The sequence below is a fragment of the Arthrobacter sp. MA-N2 genome (genome assembly GCF_000517125.1).
GTDB lineage: Bacteria > Actinomycetota > Actinomycetes > Actinomycetales > Micrococcaceae > Arthrobacter > Arthrobacter methylotrophus.
The window spans coordinates 186,954-203,643 of the sequence record NZ_KI912157.1; the positions used below are offsets into that span (position 1 = coordinate 186,954).

The 16,690-nt window shown below is 64.8% G+C and carries 15 protein-coding genes and 1 pseudogene; 3 read left to right on the top strand and 13 right to left on the bottom strand.

What is annotated here, in order from left to right; translation table 11 throughout:
* Positions 1 to 49 precede the first annotated feature (49 nt).
* Positions 50 to 373, bottom strand: coding sequence for a PDDEXK nuclease domain-containing protein (locus A3M3_RS0122470; RefSeq protein ID WP_028268186.1), 324 nt, complete (start codon positions 371 to 373; stop codon positions 50 to 52).
* Positions 374 to 421: 48 nt separating this feature from the next.
* Between A3M3_RS0122470 and A3M3_RS0122475 the strand changes: the two genes are divergently transcribed.
* From A3M3_RS0122475 to A3M3_RS0122485, 3 genes are all read left to right on the top strand, one after another.
* Complete coding sequence (locus A3M3_RS0122475) at positions 422 to 1,591, top strand: tyrosine-type recombinase/integrase (protein WP_051423507.1); 1,170 nt, start codon at positions 422 to 424, stop codon at positions 1,589 to 1,591.
* Positions 1,588 to 3,900: a tyrosine-type recombinase/integrase gene (locus A3M3_RS26595; protein WP_155854522.1), complete on the top strand. Its 2,313-nt coding sequence runs from the start codon at positions 1,588 to 1,590 to the stop codon at positions 3,898 to 3,900. Before A3M3_RS0122475 ends, A3M3_RS26595 begins: the two co-directional genes overlap by 4 nt.
* A 154-nt stretch (positions 3,901 to 4,054) precedes the next feature.
* A complete protein-coding gene (locus tag A3M3_RS0122485) occupies positions 4,055 to 4,822 on the top strand; it encodes a hypothetical protein (protein WP_028268188.1) in 768 nt (255 codons plus the stop codon).
* Between the two features lie 8 nt (positions 4,823 to 4,830).
* On the opposite strand, the gene A3M3_RS29150 is transcribed toward A3M3_RS0122485, so the two are convergent.
* From A3M3_RS29150 to A3M3_RS0122545, 12 genes and pseudogenes are all read right to left on the bottom strand, one after another.
* On the bottom strand, positions 4,831 to 5,169 hold the full coding sequence (locus A3M3_RS29150; RefSeq protein WP_231497424.1) for a PDDEXK nuclease domain-containing protein: 339 nt from the start codon (positions 5,167 to 5,169) through the stop codon (positions 4,831 to 4,833).
* A 155-nt stretch (positions 5,170 to 5,324) separates the two neighbouring features.
* Positions 5,325 to 5,753 (bottom strand): annotated as a pseudogene (locus A3M3_RS29155) (DUF1016 N-terminal domain-containing protein); the annotation flags it as partial.
* A gap of 618 nt (positions 5,754 to 6,371) precedes the next feature.
* Positions 6,372 to 6,668 carry a DUF1016 N-terminal domain-containing protein gene (locus tag A3M3_RS29160; RefSeq protein WP_155854523.1) on the bottom strand — a complete coding sequence of 99 codons (297 nt, stop codon included), beginning with the start codon at positions 6,666 to 6,668 and terminating at the stop codon, positions 6,372 to 6,374.
* Between the two features lie 261 nt (positions 6,669 to 6,929).
* Positions 6,930 to 7,373: a DUF4913 domain-containing protein gene (locus A3M3_RS0122505; RefSeq protein ID WP_028268190.1), complete on the bottom strand. Its 444-nt coding sequence runs from the start codon at positions 7,371 to 7,373 to the stop codon at positions 6,930 to 6,932.
* A gap of 11 nt (positions 7,374 to 7,384) precedes the next feature.
* Positions 7,385 to 9,154, bottom strand: coding sequence for a type IV secretory system conjugative DNA transfer family protein (locus tag A3M3_RS0122510; RefSeq protein ID WP_028268191.1), 1,770 nt, complete (start codon positions 9,152 to 9,154; stop codon positions 7,385 to 7,387).
* Positions 9,151 to 10,752: a helicase HerA domain-containing protein gene (locus A3M3_RS0122515; protein ID WP_028268192.1), complete on the bottom strand. Its 1,602-nt coding sequence runs from the start codon at positions 10,750 to 10,752 to the stop codon at positions 9,151 to 9,153. The genes A3M3_RS0122510 and A3M3_RS0122515 overlap by 4 nt, the downstream gene beginning before the upstream one ends.
* The gene (locus A3M3_RS0122520) at positions 10,752 to 12,260 is read right to left on the bottom strand and encodes an SCO6880 family protein (protein WP_028268193.1); all 1,509 of its coding nucleotides are present in this window, start codon (positions 12,258 to 12,260) and stop codon (positions 10,752 to 10,754) included. The genes A3M3_RS0122515 and A3M3_RS0122520 overlap by 1 nt, the downstream gene beginning before the upstream one ends.
* A complete protein-coding gene (locus tag A3M3_RS0122525; protein ID WP_028268194.1) occupies positions 12,247 to 13,482 on the bottom strand; it encodes a hypothetical protein in 1,236 nt (411 codons plus the stop codon). Before A3M3_RS0122525 ends, A3M3_RS0122520 begins: the two co-directional genes overlap by 14 nt.
* Complete coding sequence (locus A3M3_RS0122530) at positions 13,479 to 14,219, bottom strand: hypothetical protein (protein ID WP_028268195.1); 741 nt, start codon at positions 14,217 to 14,219, stop codon at positions 13,479 to 13,481. Before A3M3_RS0122530 ends, A3M3_RS0122525 begins: the two co-directional genes overlap by 4 nt.
* A 27-nt stretch (positions 14,220 to 14,246) precedes the next feature.
* Positions 14,247 to 14,516, bottom strand: a complete 270-nt coding sequence (locus tag A3M3_RS0122535; protein WP_028268196.1) for an integral membrane protein — start codon at positions 14,514 to 14,516, stop codon at positions 14,247 to 14,249.
* Positions 14,513 to 15,139, bottom strand: coding sequence for a DUF6668 family protein (locus tag A3M3_RS0122540; RefSeq protein ID WP_028268197.1), 627 nt, complete (start codon positions 15,137 to 15,139; stop codon positions 14,513 to 14,515). The genes A3M3_RS0122535 and A3M3_RS0122540 overlap by 4 nt, the downstream gene beginning before the upstream one ends.
* A 35-nt stretch (positions 15,140 to 15,174) precedes the next feature.
* Entirely contained in the window at positions 15,175 to 16,674 is a 1,500-nt protein-coding gene (locus tag A3M3_RS0122545; protein ID WP_028268198.1) for a chromosome partitioning protein ParA, read from the bottom strand.
* Between the last annotated feature and the right edge of the window lie 16 nt (positions 16,675 to 16,690).

Below are 16,690 nucleotides of genomic sequence, written 5' to 3' on the forward strand. Positions count from 1 at the left end.
TGTGCTCATGACTAGGCGCGGGGAAGCACTAGCGTGGCTGGAGGGGCAATCATTCCTCTGGTCCTTCGCCGGGCTCGGCCCATTCCAGAGCGGCGACAACATGCCCTTCATTGGGCAGAGCCCGCTTCTCGTCTGCAGGGAGCTTGTCATAGGTGTACGCGGCGACGGCCATCGGAGAGGACGAGCGGCCAAGGCTGTAGCGGACGCTGCGGTCGTTTTTGGTGCCGCAAATGAGGATTCCGATTGTTTCGTTGTGGTGCTCGCGGCGGAGCATGTCATCGACGAGGGCGACGTAGAAGTTAAGTTTGCCGGCGTATTCGGGTTGGAACTTGCCGGTTTTGAGTTCAATGACTACATAGCCCGTTGACCGCACTAACGGAGTGTCGCCGGAGAATGTCTGTGCGATCTGACAGGCTCAGGCATGGACAGCATCGAACCTCTTCCGGCACCGAAGGCGGCCCTTGACGTATCGCGCGTTGTCTTGCCGAGCGTCGGCGAAGTCGTCCAGACGACTGACTTGAGTTTGGCCTGGCGCGTCGTTGGTCTCCCCGAGGAGGTCGACGTCGCTGTCATAGACGATTTCCTGCGCGATCTATCGGCCAACGACTGCAGCCCCCAGACCCTTCGCTCCTATGCATTCGACGTTTTGCGCTGGTGGCGGTTTCTGACGGTGCTCGGGCGTCGCTGGGAGGCCGCCAGCAGGCAGGATGTGCGCGACCTGGTCCTGTGGATGCGGCAGGCGGCCGGGCTGGGCGCCAAGCAAGGGTATCGGCCTGCCTTCATTAATCACATGCTCTCGGTGCTGTCGGTGTTCTACGAGCATCAGGCGAGGCGCGGCGAAGGGCCGGTAATCAATCCGGTGCCCGCCGCCGGCTCCGGCGTACGAAGGTACGCCCACCACAATCCCCTGGAGGAATTCCAGCCCCAGCCGCGGGCACCGTATCGCCAGCGGGTCGTTGACAGCCCACCGCGGGCGCTTTCGGATGACCTCGTCGACCGGATCTTCACACGCCTGAGAACGAACCGGGACCGCGCCCTCGTTGCCATGTACCTTTCGACCGGTGCGCGGGCCAGCGGGCTGCTCGGCATGACCGGCAGGGACGTCGATTGGGGAAACCAGACGATCGGCGTCATCTCCAAGGGGACGCGGGCCTATCAATGGGTACCGGCATCGCCAGACTCACTGACCTGGCTGCGCCTGTACTTGAGCGAAGCACCGCGGAGTTCACCCGGGGACGCTCTGTGGTGGACGCTGCGCCGGCCGTACCGTCCTCTGCGCTATTCGGCGGTCCGGGCTGTGCTCGAAAGAGTCAACGAGACACTGGGCACGGATGTCACGTTGCACGATTTCCGTCACACCTGCGCCACGCGCCTTGCCAGCGATCCGACCATTCCCCTCACCGATGTGCAGGCCGTGCTCAGGCACGCTCATCTGAGCACAACGTCCCGGTACATCCACACGCAAACCGAGGACATGCTGGCGCGTGTCCATCAACACCATCAGGCGCCACGGCCCCAGCCACCCGAGACGAACACGGCATGGGGATACAGCGACTCCGATCTGGCGGACCTCTTCGGCGAGACGCCATGACGGCGACAGTGACCGGTAGTCCCGTCACTGTCGGCTGGGCACTCCGCGAAGCTCCTCCCGGTGCCTTTCTGACAATCGAGACGATCATTGCTCAGGCGACAGAACGGCTCAATGACACGCCCAAGCGAGGCCGGGAACGCGCGCGAGGACTGAAATACCTGCTGGACTGGCTCAGTTCTTTTCCCGGCGATGACTGGCAGCAGCGATGGGAAGCCGCGGGCTGTGATCAGGCCGGAATGTCATGGGGGCAGCAGGACATCAACCCATACCGCAAATCCCTACAGGGCAGCGCCTCGATCGCCCTCATAGTGCTCGACGTCGTACGCCCGTCCCTGACATGGCTGCGCACCGCCACCCCACCGCACCTGTTCATCACCTACAGGTCTGTCGTCGAGGCGGACGCCTTCACTCAGCTGGATACATGGCTGAAGACACTTCAGCTCTCGAAGACCTCGCACATGCTTGCCCTGAATGCACTGACGCTTCTTCGGATCCGCACCGGCACCCCGCTGCTGCGGGTCACCGCGGCACAATTCCTCCAAGTCGAGTCCGAATGGAAGGCGCTGCGCGGCAGAACCCGAGCGACCGGCGTAGCTTGGAAGGCGCTTCAGGCCTGCGGCGCACTTGTCGGGGAACCCGCCGACTACCGGGCCCTGCTCCGCAACGGGCGGCTCACCGTCACACAGCTTGTCGACGCGCACGGCATCTCCGACCCGGCCATCCGCACGCTATTCATCGACTACCTCACAGAGAGATCCGCCGCAGTCGACTACACAACTCTGGAGAGCATGGTCCGGGTACTGGTGAGGAACTTCTGGTCGGACGTCGAGCGCCACCACCCGGAACTCGGCACGATCAGACTGCCGGACGACGTCGCAACCGCCTGGAAACAGCGGCTACGCTACCTGCCCGGAGGCCGGGAACGACGCGACTACTTCACCCACCTGACCACCGTGCGGGGGTTCTACCTAGACCTCGCTCAGTGGGCGGTCACCGAACCCGAACGATGGGCAGCTTGGGCCTGTCCGTCTCCTGTCAGCGCCGCGGAAACAACCGGACTGACCAAACAGAAGCACCGGACGATAGCCCGAATGCACCAGCGCACCCGCATGCTCGCGCCTTGGCTCGGGGCCCTAGCGGCCACAGCCGAACAGGAACGCCGCCACACCGCAGCCCTGCTTGAAGCAGCGTCCCGTACTGGGGAAGGCGAGCTCCTGTCCGTCGGTGAGAAGACATACCGCCGCGTCTTCCGCGGCTTCTACGGAGACAACTCGCGGCCGTCGGTCGAGGACCTCGAGACCGGCTCCGTCATCCGCCTGTACCGAAGCGAAGAGAGGGCATTCTGGTCCTGGGCCGTCATAGAAGTCCTCCGGCTGACAGGACTGCGGGTCGAGGAGCTCGTTGAGCTGACCCACACATCCGTCCGCCGCTACATTCCTCCCGGCGGCGAAGTCACGGTGCTTCTGCAAGTAGCACCGTCCAAGAGCGACAGGGAGCGGCTCATCCCAGCCTCCCCGGAACTGGCTTCCGTCCTGGCCGCCATCATCCGCCGGCTCAAGGGGCCAGATGGGACCCTTCCCCTCATCAGCCGCTACGACCAGCTGGAACGCCGCTGGGGATCCAAGCTCCCGCACCTGTTCCAAATCGGGTTCGGCGGAGTGCCTAGAGTCCTCTCCACTGCGGGGGCTCGCAGACTGCTCCAAGACACGGCCAGCAGAGCCAACCTGAAAGACGTTGACGGTATGTCTTTGAAATTCACCCCGCACGACCTGCGCAGGATCTTCGCGACCGAGACCGTCAACAGCGGGCTGCCAATTCACATCGCCCAACACCTGCTGGGCAACATCAGCCTCAACACGACGCAGGGCTACGTCGCCGTCTATCCCGAGCAGGTAATCAGGAACTACCGGACGTTCATCGACCATCGCCGAAGCACCAGGCCGGCGCACGAGTACCGGGACCCCACCGCGGAGGAATGGACCGAATTCGAGAACCACTTCACCCTCCGGCGAGTTGCGCTCGGAACCTGCCACCGGCCCTATGGCACCCCGTGCATCCACGAACATGCCTGCGTCCGCTGCCCGATGCTCCAGATCGACCCCGGTCAGCTGCCCAGATTGCGGGAGATCGAGGCCAGTACCCTCGAACGCATCGACGAAGCCCGGCAGAAGACCTGGCTAGGCGAAGTCGCCGCCTTGGAAGAATCACTGCGTCACATCAGAGCGAAGCAGGACCAGGCAGCCCAAATCCGAGAACGCCTTCAGGCCGGTGCGGAACTGACCGAGAATGACGGCTCTTCCGAGACCTGAACATGCCAACTCCAGCTGGGACCGTGTCGTGGCCCAGCTTGGACTGCCGGGATGTGACAGTAATAGGCCCGCTGGCAGGAAATTTGCGAATGTCGAAGCTAGCAAAGCTGGGTCGACACGAAAGGCTTCCGGAAGTCTTTGAGAGGATGAGATCATGCCAGACGGTCCGATCGCGATCGAAATTGATTCATTGCGTGAGAACTTGGAAGCCCGGAGTCGCTGGGACCTCGGCTTGAGGGTGCGGGAAATCTCACGGGGTTATCGAGCTGTGACTTCGAGGCATCAGTCGATCCAACGGATGGGTCATGAATATGTCTCTGCCTCTAAGAGAAGTTTCGACCTGATGCGTAAGAAGGGCATCGGGGAAATGCTTTCAGCCGAGGAATTGGAGCTTCAGGAAGAAGCGAGCGAACTGGGGGACGCGCTGATCATGGAGGTCGAAAGCCTTTTCAACAGTGCCTCGCAGGTCCTCAACCGGGTGGCGGCCCTTCACGAGAGCTTCTTCGGCCCCGCGAAGATACCGTGGAAAAGCTTCAAGAGCTTCACCCACGCCTCGGAATATGGAGCCAAAAGGGGACTCGGCGAGCTTCCGGCAGGATTCGACGATGCGCGATCGTGGCTCTTCGATAACGTCATTCATATCCGTAACCGACACTTGGAGCACGTGCATGAAGGCCACGGAAAACCTCAGCGATCTGGCATCCTCGGCTACAACAACGTCACAGAAAATGTCTTCTACGGGGTTCAGGACAAGATGGATAGCCCCGCACCAGTGACGCACCAAGTGAATCCGCAGGACATACTACCGAGGCTTGACTTATTCCTTCGGCTCTGGATTGGCTATGTCTTGATCAATAATACGCATATGAGCGAACGTCAGGCACACGTGCCAATAACGTCGCCAGAGTCCGAGCAGAAGTAACCTCCAGATCAACTTGCGGCGACGAAGACTCGGACAGACAGTTGGGGGTGCGCGGAGCGGGCCGGTGGCCGCCCTCCCGGAGGACCAGATCTCTGTCGGGCCCGACGGTTCAGAGGGCGCCGCGCCCGATTCGTGCCCACCGAAGTGCCACTGCTAGTGCAGTTAAACCGGTTTTGGTCCATGTGGAAGAACAGCATGTCGATGAAGTAGTCATCTCCGTCGACGTCGAAGTGAACTTGCCGGCCAACGAACGAGAATCCCGGTCCCAGCTCACGCAGGGTTTCGGTGATGCGGCTGGTGAGGGCCAGTTCAAGGGCTCTCTCGGCAACAGCGCCGGAGAGGCCCAAGAACTCGAGTTGTATGGATCCTTGGCGATTTGCTGGGCGAGTTCCGAATCCTGCGCAACAAGCTGTTGCGTAAAGTTCGACGGGGCGGTGCCGGTCCTTTCCAGTGTCCGGTTCATGATCATGTTCAGCAGGACGTTACGGGACCAGCCGTGTTCGACTGCTGCCGCCGCGTAGGAGACTCGGCTTTCCTGCTCAGTGAGTTTGTCCAGCAGGACGGTGATGTGGCCCCACGGCAATTGCGCAACAGGCTGTTGCGCAATTGGGCTGTTGTGCCAGGCACCGGCGAATGTGGTCATGTATTGAATGTTCCGGGCAGATAGGCCTTTCATGTCGGGGAACTCCGCCCGAAGGTCCTCGGAGAGGCGGCGGATGACACCGCTACCCCAGCCTTGGTCCCGTTGTTCCTTGAGCACACCGCGGCCGATGGTCCAATACAACTCGATCAGCTGAATGTTGACCGTTCGAAGTGCTTTAGTTCTTGCCCCGCGAACGGTCTTCTTGAGCTCCTTGAGCAAATGGGCGTAGCCGCCTGGTAGGTCAACATCTCGGGAAACAGTCACAGACTTCATCCTAGGCATAAGCATTCGAAGGAATAGGGATAGACCTCCCCATTTTTAGTAGAGCGAGAGACTCAATCGTGTCGCGGAAATCCTGAAAAGTTTGGGCCGCTTCTAGCGGCTCAGTCTCTTTTGCAAGGTCTTGGTTTCGACGTTCATGCCGCGGGCTTTGCGTGCTTTCGGGCTGCGGCCTGCTGCCCCAGCTACGGCGGCGCTTGATGGGGTGGCTTGGTCCTGGTCGGCGGTGAGTCGTGCCTAGACAGCTTCCTTGTCGGCGACGCCGTCGATTCTGGCTGCCAGGTGTTGGCGGCGTTCGGCCGAGCCGTATTTCATGTCGGCTTCCTGGTACACAGCGCCTCGGGTAGCTGACGATTCCGGTCTTCCGGTCGTTGACCTTCAGGCCGAAGCGTTTCTGTATTTGGTCGCGGATGGTGTCGGCGGCGCTGCGGGCTGCGGGGTCGTGGTCTTTCCATACGATGGCGGTTTCGTGGACCCGTTTGATGTCGCGCCCGGTGGCCGTGTCCCACCAGCGGTTGTCCGTGACGGGTGCGAGCTGCGCCCGGGCTACGGCTCTGGAGGCATACCAGCGTCGCAGTTCGTGGTCGTTTATTTTGTTCAGGAGCGTGACGTTGTGGCTCAGCTCAATTATCCAGAAGGTCTGTGGACAATTGGTTCAGGCCCGGTCCATGCGGCCGCGAACGCACGCATGTTATAGATGTTCGTCCGGGAGAAGCCCCTCATGTGCGGGAACTCCGACCGCAGGTTACGCGCCAGCCTGTCAAGGATCTTGCTGCCCCAGGCCTCGTTGGCCTGCCGGTCCAGCATCGTTCGTCCGATGTTCCAGTACAGCTCGATCATGGCGCTGTTCACCACACGCTGGGCCTTGAATTGCGCCTGCCGCACAAGGTCTTTGAGGGGACATAAGTGCAGCCGTGAAGTCACGCGGCAGGTCCGGCTCGATCTGGGTCATGATTCACCCTATCGGGGGCCACTGACAGCCCGGATTCAATTGTCCAGACAGTGTCTGGACAATTGCGTCCTTCGGCCACGCGGACCGCCCAAACCTTCATGCATCCCTTACCCACCACCGATGACGAATGCCAGGACCGGCAAATGTGCCACAGCCTGCGGCATATTTGAGGGCTTCACCTCAATTGTCCGTTTCTGGCTCGGATCGACCTTCCGTACGGTCGGTGGGCCGGGTCATGGCTGGATGGTCCGGACGTCGGGGAACCAGCCTTCGGGTGCCGTTTTGGGTTCGAGGTGTTCGGGGTCGCGGTGTTTTTGCATGTCGCATTTGTAGAACGGGCCGCGCGGGTCCAGAAGTACATTCATGTGGTGGTCCGCGTGGTCTTTCCACCAGACGCTGATGCCGGTGGCGCCGTCGAGTCTGAGGTGTTCCCAGGCCCGCCAGAGCGCTTCCACTCGGGAGAGGGCTTCGGGGTGGAAGTACCATTCGAGGCACCATTTGGCGGCGCGGCCGTCGACGTCGCGGACGTAGGTGGGCAGGAGCTGCTCGTGCAGGAACTCTTCGGCTGAGCCGTAGACCAGTTCCGGCGGTTTCTGCTCTTCCGCCGGCCTCTCTGAAGGTGCCTCCGTCTCGTAGGGGGCGGGGGCTGTGCTGAATCGTCCGATATCACTGTTCATCTCAGAACCTCCTACCTCGTGAGCCAGGGATTGGCCACGGGCCCGGCTGCCGCCGGTATCTCCCGTTCTTCGGGGCGGGGGCTGTGGGTCGTGATGGAGGCCTCGACGGCTTCCTGGTGGGGTCCGGTGTACCAGGGCAGGGTCCGGACGAGGGTGGCGGGTGCGCCGGAGGCGAGGACCACGGCGCGGCCGCGGTCGAGTTCGGCGAGGTTGGAGACGTCGAAGATGCGTTCCTTGCCTTCCTGCCGGGAGCGGCTGGACCCGGTTTTGCCGGAGGAGATGGAGATGTTGGTGTAGCTGTAGTCCCCGATGAGGTCCGAGAGTGCCCGGAGGAAGCCTTCTTCGGCGACCCCGCCGCCGTAGACCTTGACGTTCGCGGCGGACCAGATTTTCCGCATGTTCGCCTCCCCCCAGAGTTCGACGCCCTGGGACCAGGACTGCAGGATGGCCATGACGATCAGGCCCTTGGAGCCGTAGTGGCTGAAATGGTCCGGCAGTCCGGCCCAGCGGACGACGTTGGCCAGCTCGTCCAGGGCGAACAGTGCAGGTTTGGGCAGGCGCCCGCCGCTGCGCTCGGCCCGTTCCTCCATGGCCTCGGCGATCGCCACGGTCAGGGCCGTGGTGAGCGGAGCGGCCGAGCCGGCACCTTCCTTGGAGAGGATGTAGATCGTCTCCTGTGAGGCGGCGAAATCGTGCGGGTTGAACCGGCGCCGGGGATCCCTGGCCACGGAGGCGCCGCGGGCCGGGGCGACCCAACGCAGCGTGTTCCTGCTCTTGAGGCACTGGATCATTTTCTCGGCGGTGCCGAAGATGCCGTCGCGCTGCTTGTCGGCCAGCTTCAGCGTGGACTCCAGGCCCTTGTACTGCAGCTCGTAGTCGTGCTCTTTGAGGATTTCGATGGGCTCCTGGCTGACCTGCTCCGTCACCCACAGATACACCTGGGTGATCGGCAGCTCCCCCAGCGCGGCGGCCAGGAAGTACGAGGAGAGAATGTCTTCGGCCTTCGGGTCGAAGTACGCGTCAGGTTTGGACCCCGGAAGGCGCGAGCCGACGGCGAAGTGCTGGGTGAGTTTGTAGGCCTTCTCTTCGTCCGTGACGTAGGAGAGCGGGTTCCACCACCAGTCCGGTTCTTCCTGGGCGATTTTCTGGGGATCAAACACCCACACAGGACCTGTAAGGATCCGGATGCCGCGGGTGCCGTCGACGACGTCGCGCTTGTTCGAGGTCGAGACCACGGCGCCGGGGGCGTCGAGGATCGCGGGCATGACCCGGGAGGTCGACTTACCGGTCCGGGGCCCCCAGATGTCGATGCTGAGGTCTTCCCAGGACTGGATGAACGTCTGGCCGGTGGAGACCACCTTGCCCACGACGATGCCCGGGGTGTCCTTCACGCCCAGGCGCTCGGCCGTGGCTTGGGCGCCCTTCTCGGAGAACGCGGCCAGGGATTTGCCGCGCCCGAGGTACCGGGCGGCCTTATCGACCCGGGCCCGCTTGGACGCGCCTTTCTTCCAGGCCAGCAGCACGACGACGGCCAGGACCAGGACCGTGCCGGCCATGAGGGCGGCGGCGACGGTGGACTGGACGGGCCAGGGCACCCGGCCCTTGATGAGCCCGGCTATCAGATCAATGGGCTGCGCCGGGGGTGCGGCGATGCCGGCCATCCAGGAGCCCAGGTGCACGGCGGCGTAGGTCCCGCCGCCAAAGACGACGATGAGGCCAATGGCCAACCACACCAGCAGGGCATCACCGAGGCCCATTCCTTTGCGGTTCGGTGCACTCACGGTGTGCCCCCTTCGGTGGGCAGCTGCGGAACGGCAGGCTCCATGAGCGTTTCTTTGTTCCAGCGGGTGTTGGTGTCGTTCAAGCCCTCGTCCTGTTCGATCGAGGTGAGCCCGATCTGGACGGGGATTCCCGGGCGGCCGCCGACCTTGATGAGGAACTTCCCCCGTCCCGGGGGTTCGACGTCGACTCCGCGGGAGTCCCAGGCGGGCGGGTCCTGCCAGGAGATGAGTTTCTGCTGCTCCTGCCGCGACAACGGGATGGCGGAGGTCAGCAGCGGCATCTCCGAAGCGGGCAGACCGCCGCAGATCACCATGCCGGAACGTTCCACGAATCCGCGGGCCTTCATCCTGTCCTCTTCCGCCGGCAAGGCCAGCAGGTCGGACATGGTGTGGGAAATCATGATCTGCCCGACGCCGACCGAGCGGTTCAATCGGGTCAGGGCGTCCACCCGGTCCACCATGCCCTTGCCGGAGCGCAGTGCCCGCCAGAGCTCGTCCAGGACCACGAAGTAGTTCCGGCGCGGTTCCAGGCCGGCGTCTGCCAGGGCGTTGGCGACGTTGACCGTGCCGAAGCCGTAGGACCAGCAGGCCAGCAGCACGGCGGCCTGCAGGTCCGTCTCGGTCTCGTCGATGCTGGAGACGTCGAAGACCACGGCGCGGTCCCGCCGCATGGGGTTGGTGGTCTGGGCGGAGAAGATTTCTCCGAGCTTCCCTCCCCCGGTCAGGCCCAGCAGGGTGGCCTCCAGGGCCCGGGTTTCCTGCAGGTAGACGGCCATGTCGCCGCGGTCCAGGGCGACCTGGCGCAGCTCATCCGGGGCAGAGACGATCACGTCCAGGAGGTCCTTCAGGACCGGGATGCCGTCGAACGTGTCATCGAGGACCCGCAGGGCCCGGTCCAGGATTGTCTGTTCCTGGTCTGTGGGCGGGTTGTTCCGGCTGATCGTGATGAGGGAGACGACCATGTTCAGGCGGCGGCCGTGGGCGTCGGCCCGGACCCGGGTGGCGGCTTCGTGGTGGCCGTTGGCCTCAAGGAGCTGGGCGACCTCGACGGCCTGGCCGGGATCAAGAATGTTCAGGTAGCCAACGCCGCGGCCCAGGGAAATGACCTGCCCGCCGAGAGCCTTGACCGCCTTGACGTGCTCCCCCTTCAGGTCCCCCAGGACCAGGGGGTGGACGCCCTGGGCGGAGAGCCCCAGGAACATGCGCCGGACCAGGGTGGACTTCCCCAGACCGGGCTTGCCCAGGATGAACGCGGACGGGTTGGAAATGAGCCGTGCCCGCTGGAACCAGCTGATCGGGTCACAGCAGACCGTGGCCTGGGTTTCCTCGTGGCGTCCGAGCGGGACGCCGATCATGGGCGAGGACGCACCGGAGGAGAACGGCCACAGCCCGCAGACCTGCACCGTCGTTCCCCGGTACTCCGTCACGGACGGGACGAGCGCGGCCATGCCCCCGCCGCGCCCTGCCCAGCCACGGGAACCCGGCCCGGCCTCCCGTGGCTGCCGCCCAGTCTTCGCCTGCTCAGCGTTCACCGGCGCCGCCGTTACGGGCTCAGGTGCTTTCCTGGACGGGCGGGTGAAGAGTTTCATGCGGGCCATTACAGGGCGTCCTTGATTTCGGAGGGCAGCATGCTGTGCTTGGGCAGGACCAGCCCCAACGGCAGGGAGGCCGCGAACGCGGTGTCCTGCGCGCCGTAGGCGCGGCGCAGCAGCACCCGGGCGGTACCGGAGGTCTGTTCGATGGCCGCGACGGCATCAGCGAGGCGTTCCTTATCGGTCACGGTGGCCGTGACGACCATCCCGAAGTTCACGAGCCCCGCGCCTTGGGCTTCCTCCTGGGCGGTCTGCACGGCGGAGCGGGCGTCGACCAGGGCGCGGGCGGAGGGCCGGGTCCCGGAGGTGATGCGGACGTTGGCGTTGTTCTGGTCCCGCTCGACCACGGCAGCTGCCCGTGCAGAATCCATCGGACGGTACAGCAGTGAAATCCGCTTCCGGTCGATGTCTCCGTGGGGGGCCAGCAGCCGTGAGAGGACCGAGGAGTTCACCGACCCCCGCGGTGCACCGGTCATGGTCCAGGAGGCCGAGAATGCGCTGTCGTGCCGGTAGGTATCCCAGCTTGCCTGGGTCGCGGTCGGGCCGACCTCGCCCCAGGCCAGGGACACCGGGGAACCGGCGGCGTGGGCTTCATCAATGATCAGCGCTGCGGGCGGGTCGTAGGCGATCCGGACGACTTCGCAGAGTTCCTGCGCCGGCATCGGGCGTGCGATGCCGGCGCCGGTGGATTGCAGCCGGGCCGACAGGCCCGGGATGCGGGAGGCAAGGTCACGGGCGACGTCTTCGGGTGTGCGTTTCTTGGACCCTGCCCGGAGGGCGGCGTTGAACGTCAGGGACACCCAGGCCCGGACCGTGGCCGACCCTTCCGGGTACGTGTTGACGACCTCGCGCAGAATCGCCTGGGCAAAGGCCGGCGCGTCCGGGTCGATGTTCATGTCCACTTCGGTCCGCAGCCGGTACCCGGAATCCGGTGCGGTCTCCACGGTCACGGCCGCGGCGTCCAGGCCGGCCTCGTCCGCCAGTCCGGCGAGCCAGCCGCCCCAGTTCGCCACCCACGCATCAACCTGCTCCGGGTCCACCAGTGAGGCGCCGTCGGGTTCGGTGGAGAAAATCACTGTGAAGTGGCTGGTGGCCGGCACATGCAGCAGCGCGAACGGGCGCTTGTAGGAGTCGGTGAACTCGTACAGGGTCGACGTCGCCGCAAGCCCCGGCAGCTGGTACATGCCCCAGCCCGTCACGCCCAGGGGGCCGGAACGGTAGAGATTCGTTCCCGAGGACCTCGACAGTCGGAAGCTCATCCGTGTCGCGAACCGGTCCACAACGGACTGGCCGTGCTTGTCCTTCACTGTCAGCAGGAGGGCGCTGACCCCGGCCACGGCCAGGACGGCCAGGCCCGGGAACAGACCCCAGATGGCGAAGCTGATGATCCCGGCCAACAGCCCGGCCATGACAATCCCGGTCCCGATAGCTCCGAGGTTGCCCAGCCCCGCTGAGCGAGGTACCCGCCAGTTGCCGTAGGACGGTTCCTTGTACTCGGTATTAATTGCTGCCACTGGGGCCCTCCCCGGTTGAATCCTGCGCGGTCTGCTGTGCGGCCTGCGAAACCTGGCCGGCGATCTGTGTTCCTGCAAGGACGGCGACTCCTACGGGACCGGCTGCTGCACCCTTGCCCGCTCCCGTGGCTGCCCCCGCGGTTCCGGCTGTCGCGGTGGCTCCACCAGGGCCACCTGGACTTGTCGAGGCTGGCGTCGGCTGGCCGCCGTTTCCTTTCGGGCCAGGTGTTCCGTTGCTGCCCTTCGGGGGCGTGCCTGGCTGGTTGGGTTGCGTGCTCGCCGGCGTCGGTGCGGCATTGCCCCTGCCGCTGCCGCCCCGGCCCAGGGACACGGCACCTGTAGCCATGGCACCTACTGCCGCGCCTGCCCCGGCTCCCCCGCCGGAGGCGACGGCCCCGACCATCGGGGTCACGAACCGCATGAGTGCCGGCAACGCGAACAAGGCAACGATCATCAGCGTGAAGCCCGTGATGGAACCGGTCAAAACGTCCTTCCCGGTGTTGTTTCCCATGAGGAGGAACGCGACCGAGTAGACAATGGCCGCAGCGGGTTTGTAGAGGAGGAAGGCAATGGTCCAGCCGACAGCTTTCTGGAACCACTGCCTGCCCATCTCCGTGTTCGTGAAAGCGGCCGTGGTGGGCAGGATGCCGGCAAGGATCACGAGCATGCCGCTGCGCACCACCATGAGGACGATCTGCACGAGGGAGGCAAGCAATCCGATCAGGCCCAGGACGATGAGGATGAACACGCCGACCCCCGTCTGGCCGGTCACGACCAGGAGGTTCATCGACTCAGCGAATCCCTTTCCGTCCGTGGAGCGCTGGATGATGGCGGCCGAGAAAGCGTCTGCCGCGATCACCAGAATCGAGATGACACCCAGGCCCAAGCCCGTGACCAGGGTGAGCGTGACCAGGGACCGGAGCAGGTCCTTCAGCGGTGCTCCGCGTTGTTCCCAGATCATTCGGATGCCACCGAGAATGACGGCGAGGACAGCCAGCGTCAGAGTCCAGACCATCAGCTCGCTGTTCACCATGGAGACGACGGGGCCCGGCGTCGTTCCGTCCTCGCTGGCCAGGTTCACCGCGGGCATGGACACCCAGAAGGTCGACAGTGTCGTTACCATCTGGCTCATGGCCTCCAGGATGGCTTTCGCCATGTTGCCCATGGCATCATCAGCCAGCCCTGAGAACCAGTCTCCTACCGGGTTCCAGGTAGGCCTCATGCTCCACTCCAGAGGATGAATCCGGAAAGGTCACGAACCTGTCGTGGTTCCTCCAAAGGTGCGCCGCTGTCGGCAACGACGCCCTTCCAGTCCCCGTCCTGCCAAAGCAGCGTTGTCCGCACCGAAGCAAGCGCTCCGTTGTCGGCTTTGAACGCGAGTTCCACTACGGCCTGGTTCGCCGTGTATGAGACGTTGAAGCCCGCTATCTGGACCCTCATCGCCGAGGCCGGGGCCTGGGTCTGGGGTGCTTTCATCCCAGCATCACGGCCAGGTCCTTTGGCTGCTAGCTGCTCGGCAATGGCTCGCTCCTTGGAGGGGTCAATACCTAGTGCCCAAAGGTTTACCGCCGCGTACAGCGCCCCTGTTGGTGTATGGGCGAAACAGGATCTTATGCCCTGATCGTCCGTTTTTCCCGGGCCGATTTTCGGATCGGTTGGCGCAGCCATGGTCCCCACGAGTTCCCACTTCGTCTTCGGTGCAGCCCCCAGCGCCGACTCCGACGCAGCGGGAAGTCCGCAGATACTTTGGTCGGCTGCAGCCGGGGCGCTGGGGCTCGATGTGGCCGGGCTGCCGGACCCTGCCGGGGGCGGGGCTGCGTGGTTGTTGTCCTGTCCTTTGGGGAGCAGGAAGATGACGAGGGCTGCTGCAATCAGCGCGACCACCAGCGCGGCAGCAAGGATGAAACCGGGTTTGGTGAACGGATTGCTTTCGGTGGTGCGCTCTGTTGACTGGCTCATGGTGAACCTCCCGTTGTTGGTGCTGGTTTAGACGAAGGCGCGGACGATGCCGGCGGCGCCGGTGATGATGATGCAGCCAAGGAGGACCCAGCCGAGCTTGGCGATAGCCTGGCCGCCCTCACCGCGCTGGAGCTGGATGACCATGCCGATGCCGACGATGATGACGCCCAGGACGCCCAGGACCAGGCCGATGCCGGAGGCCCAGTTCAGGAGCGTGAGGAGTCCTCCGGCCTCGGTCGGGACGACCGGGGTGGGGTTGGGGATGACGCTTCCGTCAAATACGGCGGAGGGGTTCATGGTGAGACCTTTCGGTTGATGGTGCGTGGTGGGGTGTCGGTAGCCAGGACGGCCAGGTCGGTGATGAATCGTTGGTACTCGCGGGCCGGCGGTGGTGTCGGGGAGTCCCCGTGGCGCCAGGCATCTACCCAGGGCAGGGTCCAGAGCCGGGGCGCTCCCCCGCCGACGATGGCGGTGAAGTCCCGGAGGGGTTTGGGAGGCTTTCCCGGCGCGTCTGCCAGGACGGCGAGGCCGAGGAGATCCAGTGTCGGTGCCGCCCCTGATGCCCATTGGGTCAGGGCGTTCCTGGCGGTTGTCAGGCCGCGCATGTCGGCCCGGCACACCAGCAGCACCCGTGGTGTGCTTCCGTCCGGTAGGACGGGCCAGCAGTGATCGGTGACGCGTGCCCCGGGCAGGAGCTCGGCGATCCGGCTTTCACCGGCTCCCCCGTGGGTGCCGGTGATCCACAGCGCTGCGGAACCTGGCATGGTGCGGGGGCCCAGGCGGTCTGCCGCGTCCGGTTCAACCATTCCCTTCAGGGGTGCAGTGATCACCGCGGTCGGCGGCAGGTGCGTGCCCGGTGCTTCCTCGTCCGCACTGTCGACGGCGTCTCTGGTGATCCAGGGGTTCAGGGGCTGTTGCATGGTTCCTCCTTCCAAGGGGCCGTTTGGGGGGTGGCTTAGAAGCCGCTGGCGACGGCGGCTGCTGCGGCCAGCCATGCCCGCCGGGTGGCGGTTTGGAGGGTTTCGTAGCGGATCGGGCCGTTGACCAGGGCCGGGTCGTAGGGAATCCGGACGACGGCCCGGACGAACGGCTCAAAGCCGTCCGCGATCCGCTGCGCCTCGTCTTTGGCCCGCTTCAGGGCTTCCCCGGTCATGCTGCGCTTGGCGTCGGTTGATTCGGAGACGATCACGACGGCGTTGCGGGCCAGCTCCGCGTTGTGGCCGCCACGGGATTCGAGGGTCTGCAGTGTCAGCCGGGCGGCTTCGGCGCGGTCTTCGATGGCCGTCACGGGGACGACGAGCTGGTTGGTGTGATCGATCATCCGGCGCCAGTTCGCTGCCCGGGCGGTGTTGCCCGAATCCATGACGACGAGCCGGTAGTAGCGGGTGAGGACCTGGTGGGCGATATCGACTTCCTCGGCGGTGACTTCGTGGTCGCCTTCTTCGTTCTCGTCCGAGCGCAGGACATCGAACTTGTCGGCGGTCTGGTGATGGACGAACTTGGCGATTTCCGCGGCGTTCGTTGCCGGTGAGAGAAGCTCGGTCGATGAATCGATCAGGTCCAGGACGCTCCGGTCGTGGGAACCCTTTTCGGTGCGCCAGCCCAGGGTGCCTTGGGATTCATTGTTGTCCCAGGCGACGGTGGCGGCGCCGCTGTAGCGGGCAAGGATTGCCGAGAGCATCACGACCGTGGGGGTCTTGTTCGCCCCGCCCTTGCGGTTGACCACGGCGATGGTGCGGGGACCGGGCCAGTGCTGGCTGACGGTGCGGATGTCCTCCCGCTCGGAGAGTTCCTCTGCTGAGGGGTCCATCCGGAATCCCAGGCGTGTGAGTGTTCCGCGCCAGCCCTGGGTGGCCGGTTCCAGTACCGGGGCGCTGACCAGGAACGAGGTTTCCTTCAGGGTCCGCCGGGTCGGAAGCGCTTGCCCGGCGACCGCGGCGGTCTGCTGTTCCACGGGGTTGGTAGATGCCGGCGTGGTGCCGGATTCGACGGGGTGGGGCGGAGAGGGCTGCCCGTCTGGCACCGCAGCAGCGGGGACCGCTGCGGGCTCTGAGAGGGTGGCTGCGGGTTCTGTCGGGGCGGCTGCCGGCTTGGGTGCACGAGCCGGGGCGGTATCGGTCACGGCCGGGGCGATGGTCCCGGGCGTGGTTTCGGGAGGTTCTGCGCGGCGGCGGGCGGGGCGGGGCGCGTAGGAGACGGATTCGATCTTGTGGTCCGGGTGCACGATCAGTTCACCGTGCCCTTCGGGATCCTCGATCTGGACCCTGACGGGGCGCTGCAGTGTTTGTGCCTCGCCCACGACGAGGGCCAGGGCGTTGTTGCGCAGGTCCTGCAGGGATTCCCCGGCCGGAACGATCCGGGAGTTCCCCGCGACGATGACCTCGGCGGTCCGGTTTTCGCGGACGATGGCGCTGATCTTTGGAAAGGCCAGGACCTCGGTTGGTGCAGTACCCATGAACTTCTTCCTTTAC

Bases quoted from the DNA above. Each gene is read 5' to 3' on its own strand.
- A3M3_RS0122515 (WP_028268192.1), bottom strand. From the start codon at position 10,752: ATGGCCCGCATGAAACTCTTCACCCGCCCGTCCAGGAAAGCACCTGAG.
- A3M3_RS0122545 (WP_028268198.1), bottom strand. From the start codon at position 16,674: ATGGGTACTGCACCAACCGAGGTCCTGGCCTTTCCAAAGATCAGCGCC.
- A3M3_RS0122530 (WP_028268195.1), bottom strand. From the start codon at position 14,219: ATGAGCCAGTCAACAGAGCGCACCACCGAAAGCAATCCGTTCACCAAA.
- A3M3_RS0122525 (WP_028268194.1), bottom strand. From the start codon at position 13,482: ATGAGGCCTACCTGGAACCCGGTAGGAGACTGGTTCTCAGGGCTGGCT.
- A3M3_RS0122475 (WP_051423507.1), top strand. From the start codon at position 422: ATGGACAGCATCGAACCTCTTCCGGCACCGAAGGCGGCCCTTGACGTA.
- A3M3_RS0122535 (WP_028268196.1), bottom strand. From the start codon at position 14,516: ATGAACCCCTCCGCCGTATTTGACGGAAGCGTCATCCCCAACCCCACC.
- A3M3_RS26595 (WP_155854522.1), top strand. From the start codon at position 1,588: ATGACGGCGACAGTGACCGGTAGTCCCGTCACTGTCGGCTGGGCACTC.
- A3M3_RS0122540 (WP_028268197.1), bottom strand. From the start codon at position 15,139: ATGCAACAGCCCCTGAACCCCTGGATCACCAGAGACGCCGTCGACAGT.
- A3M3_RS0122505 (WP_028268190.1), bottom strand. From the start codon at position 7,373: ATGAACAGTGATATCGGACGATTCAGCACAGCCCCCGCCCCCTACGAG.
- A3M3_RS0122485 (WP_028268188.1), top strand. From the start codon at position 4,055: ATGCCAGACGGTCCGATCGCGATCGAAATTGATTCATTGCGTGAGAAC.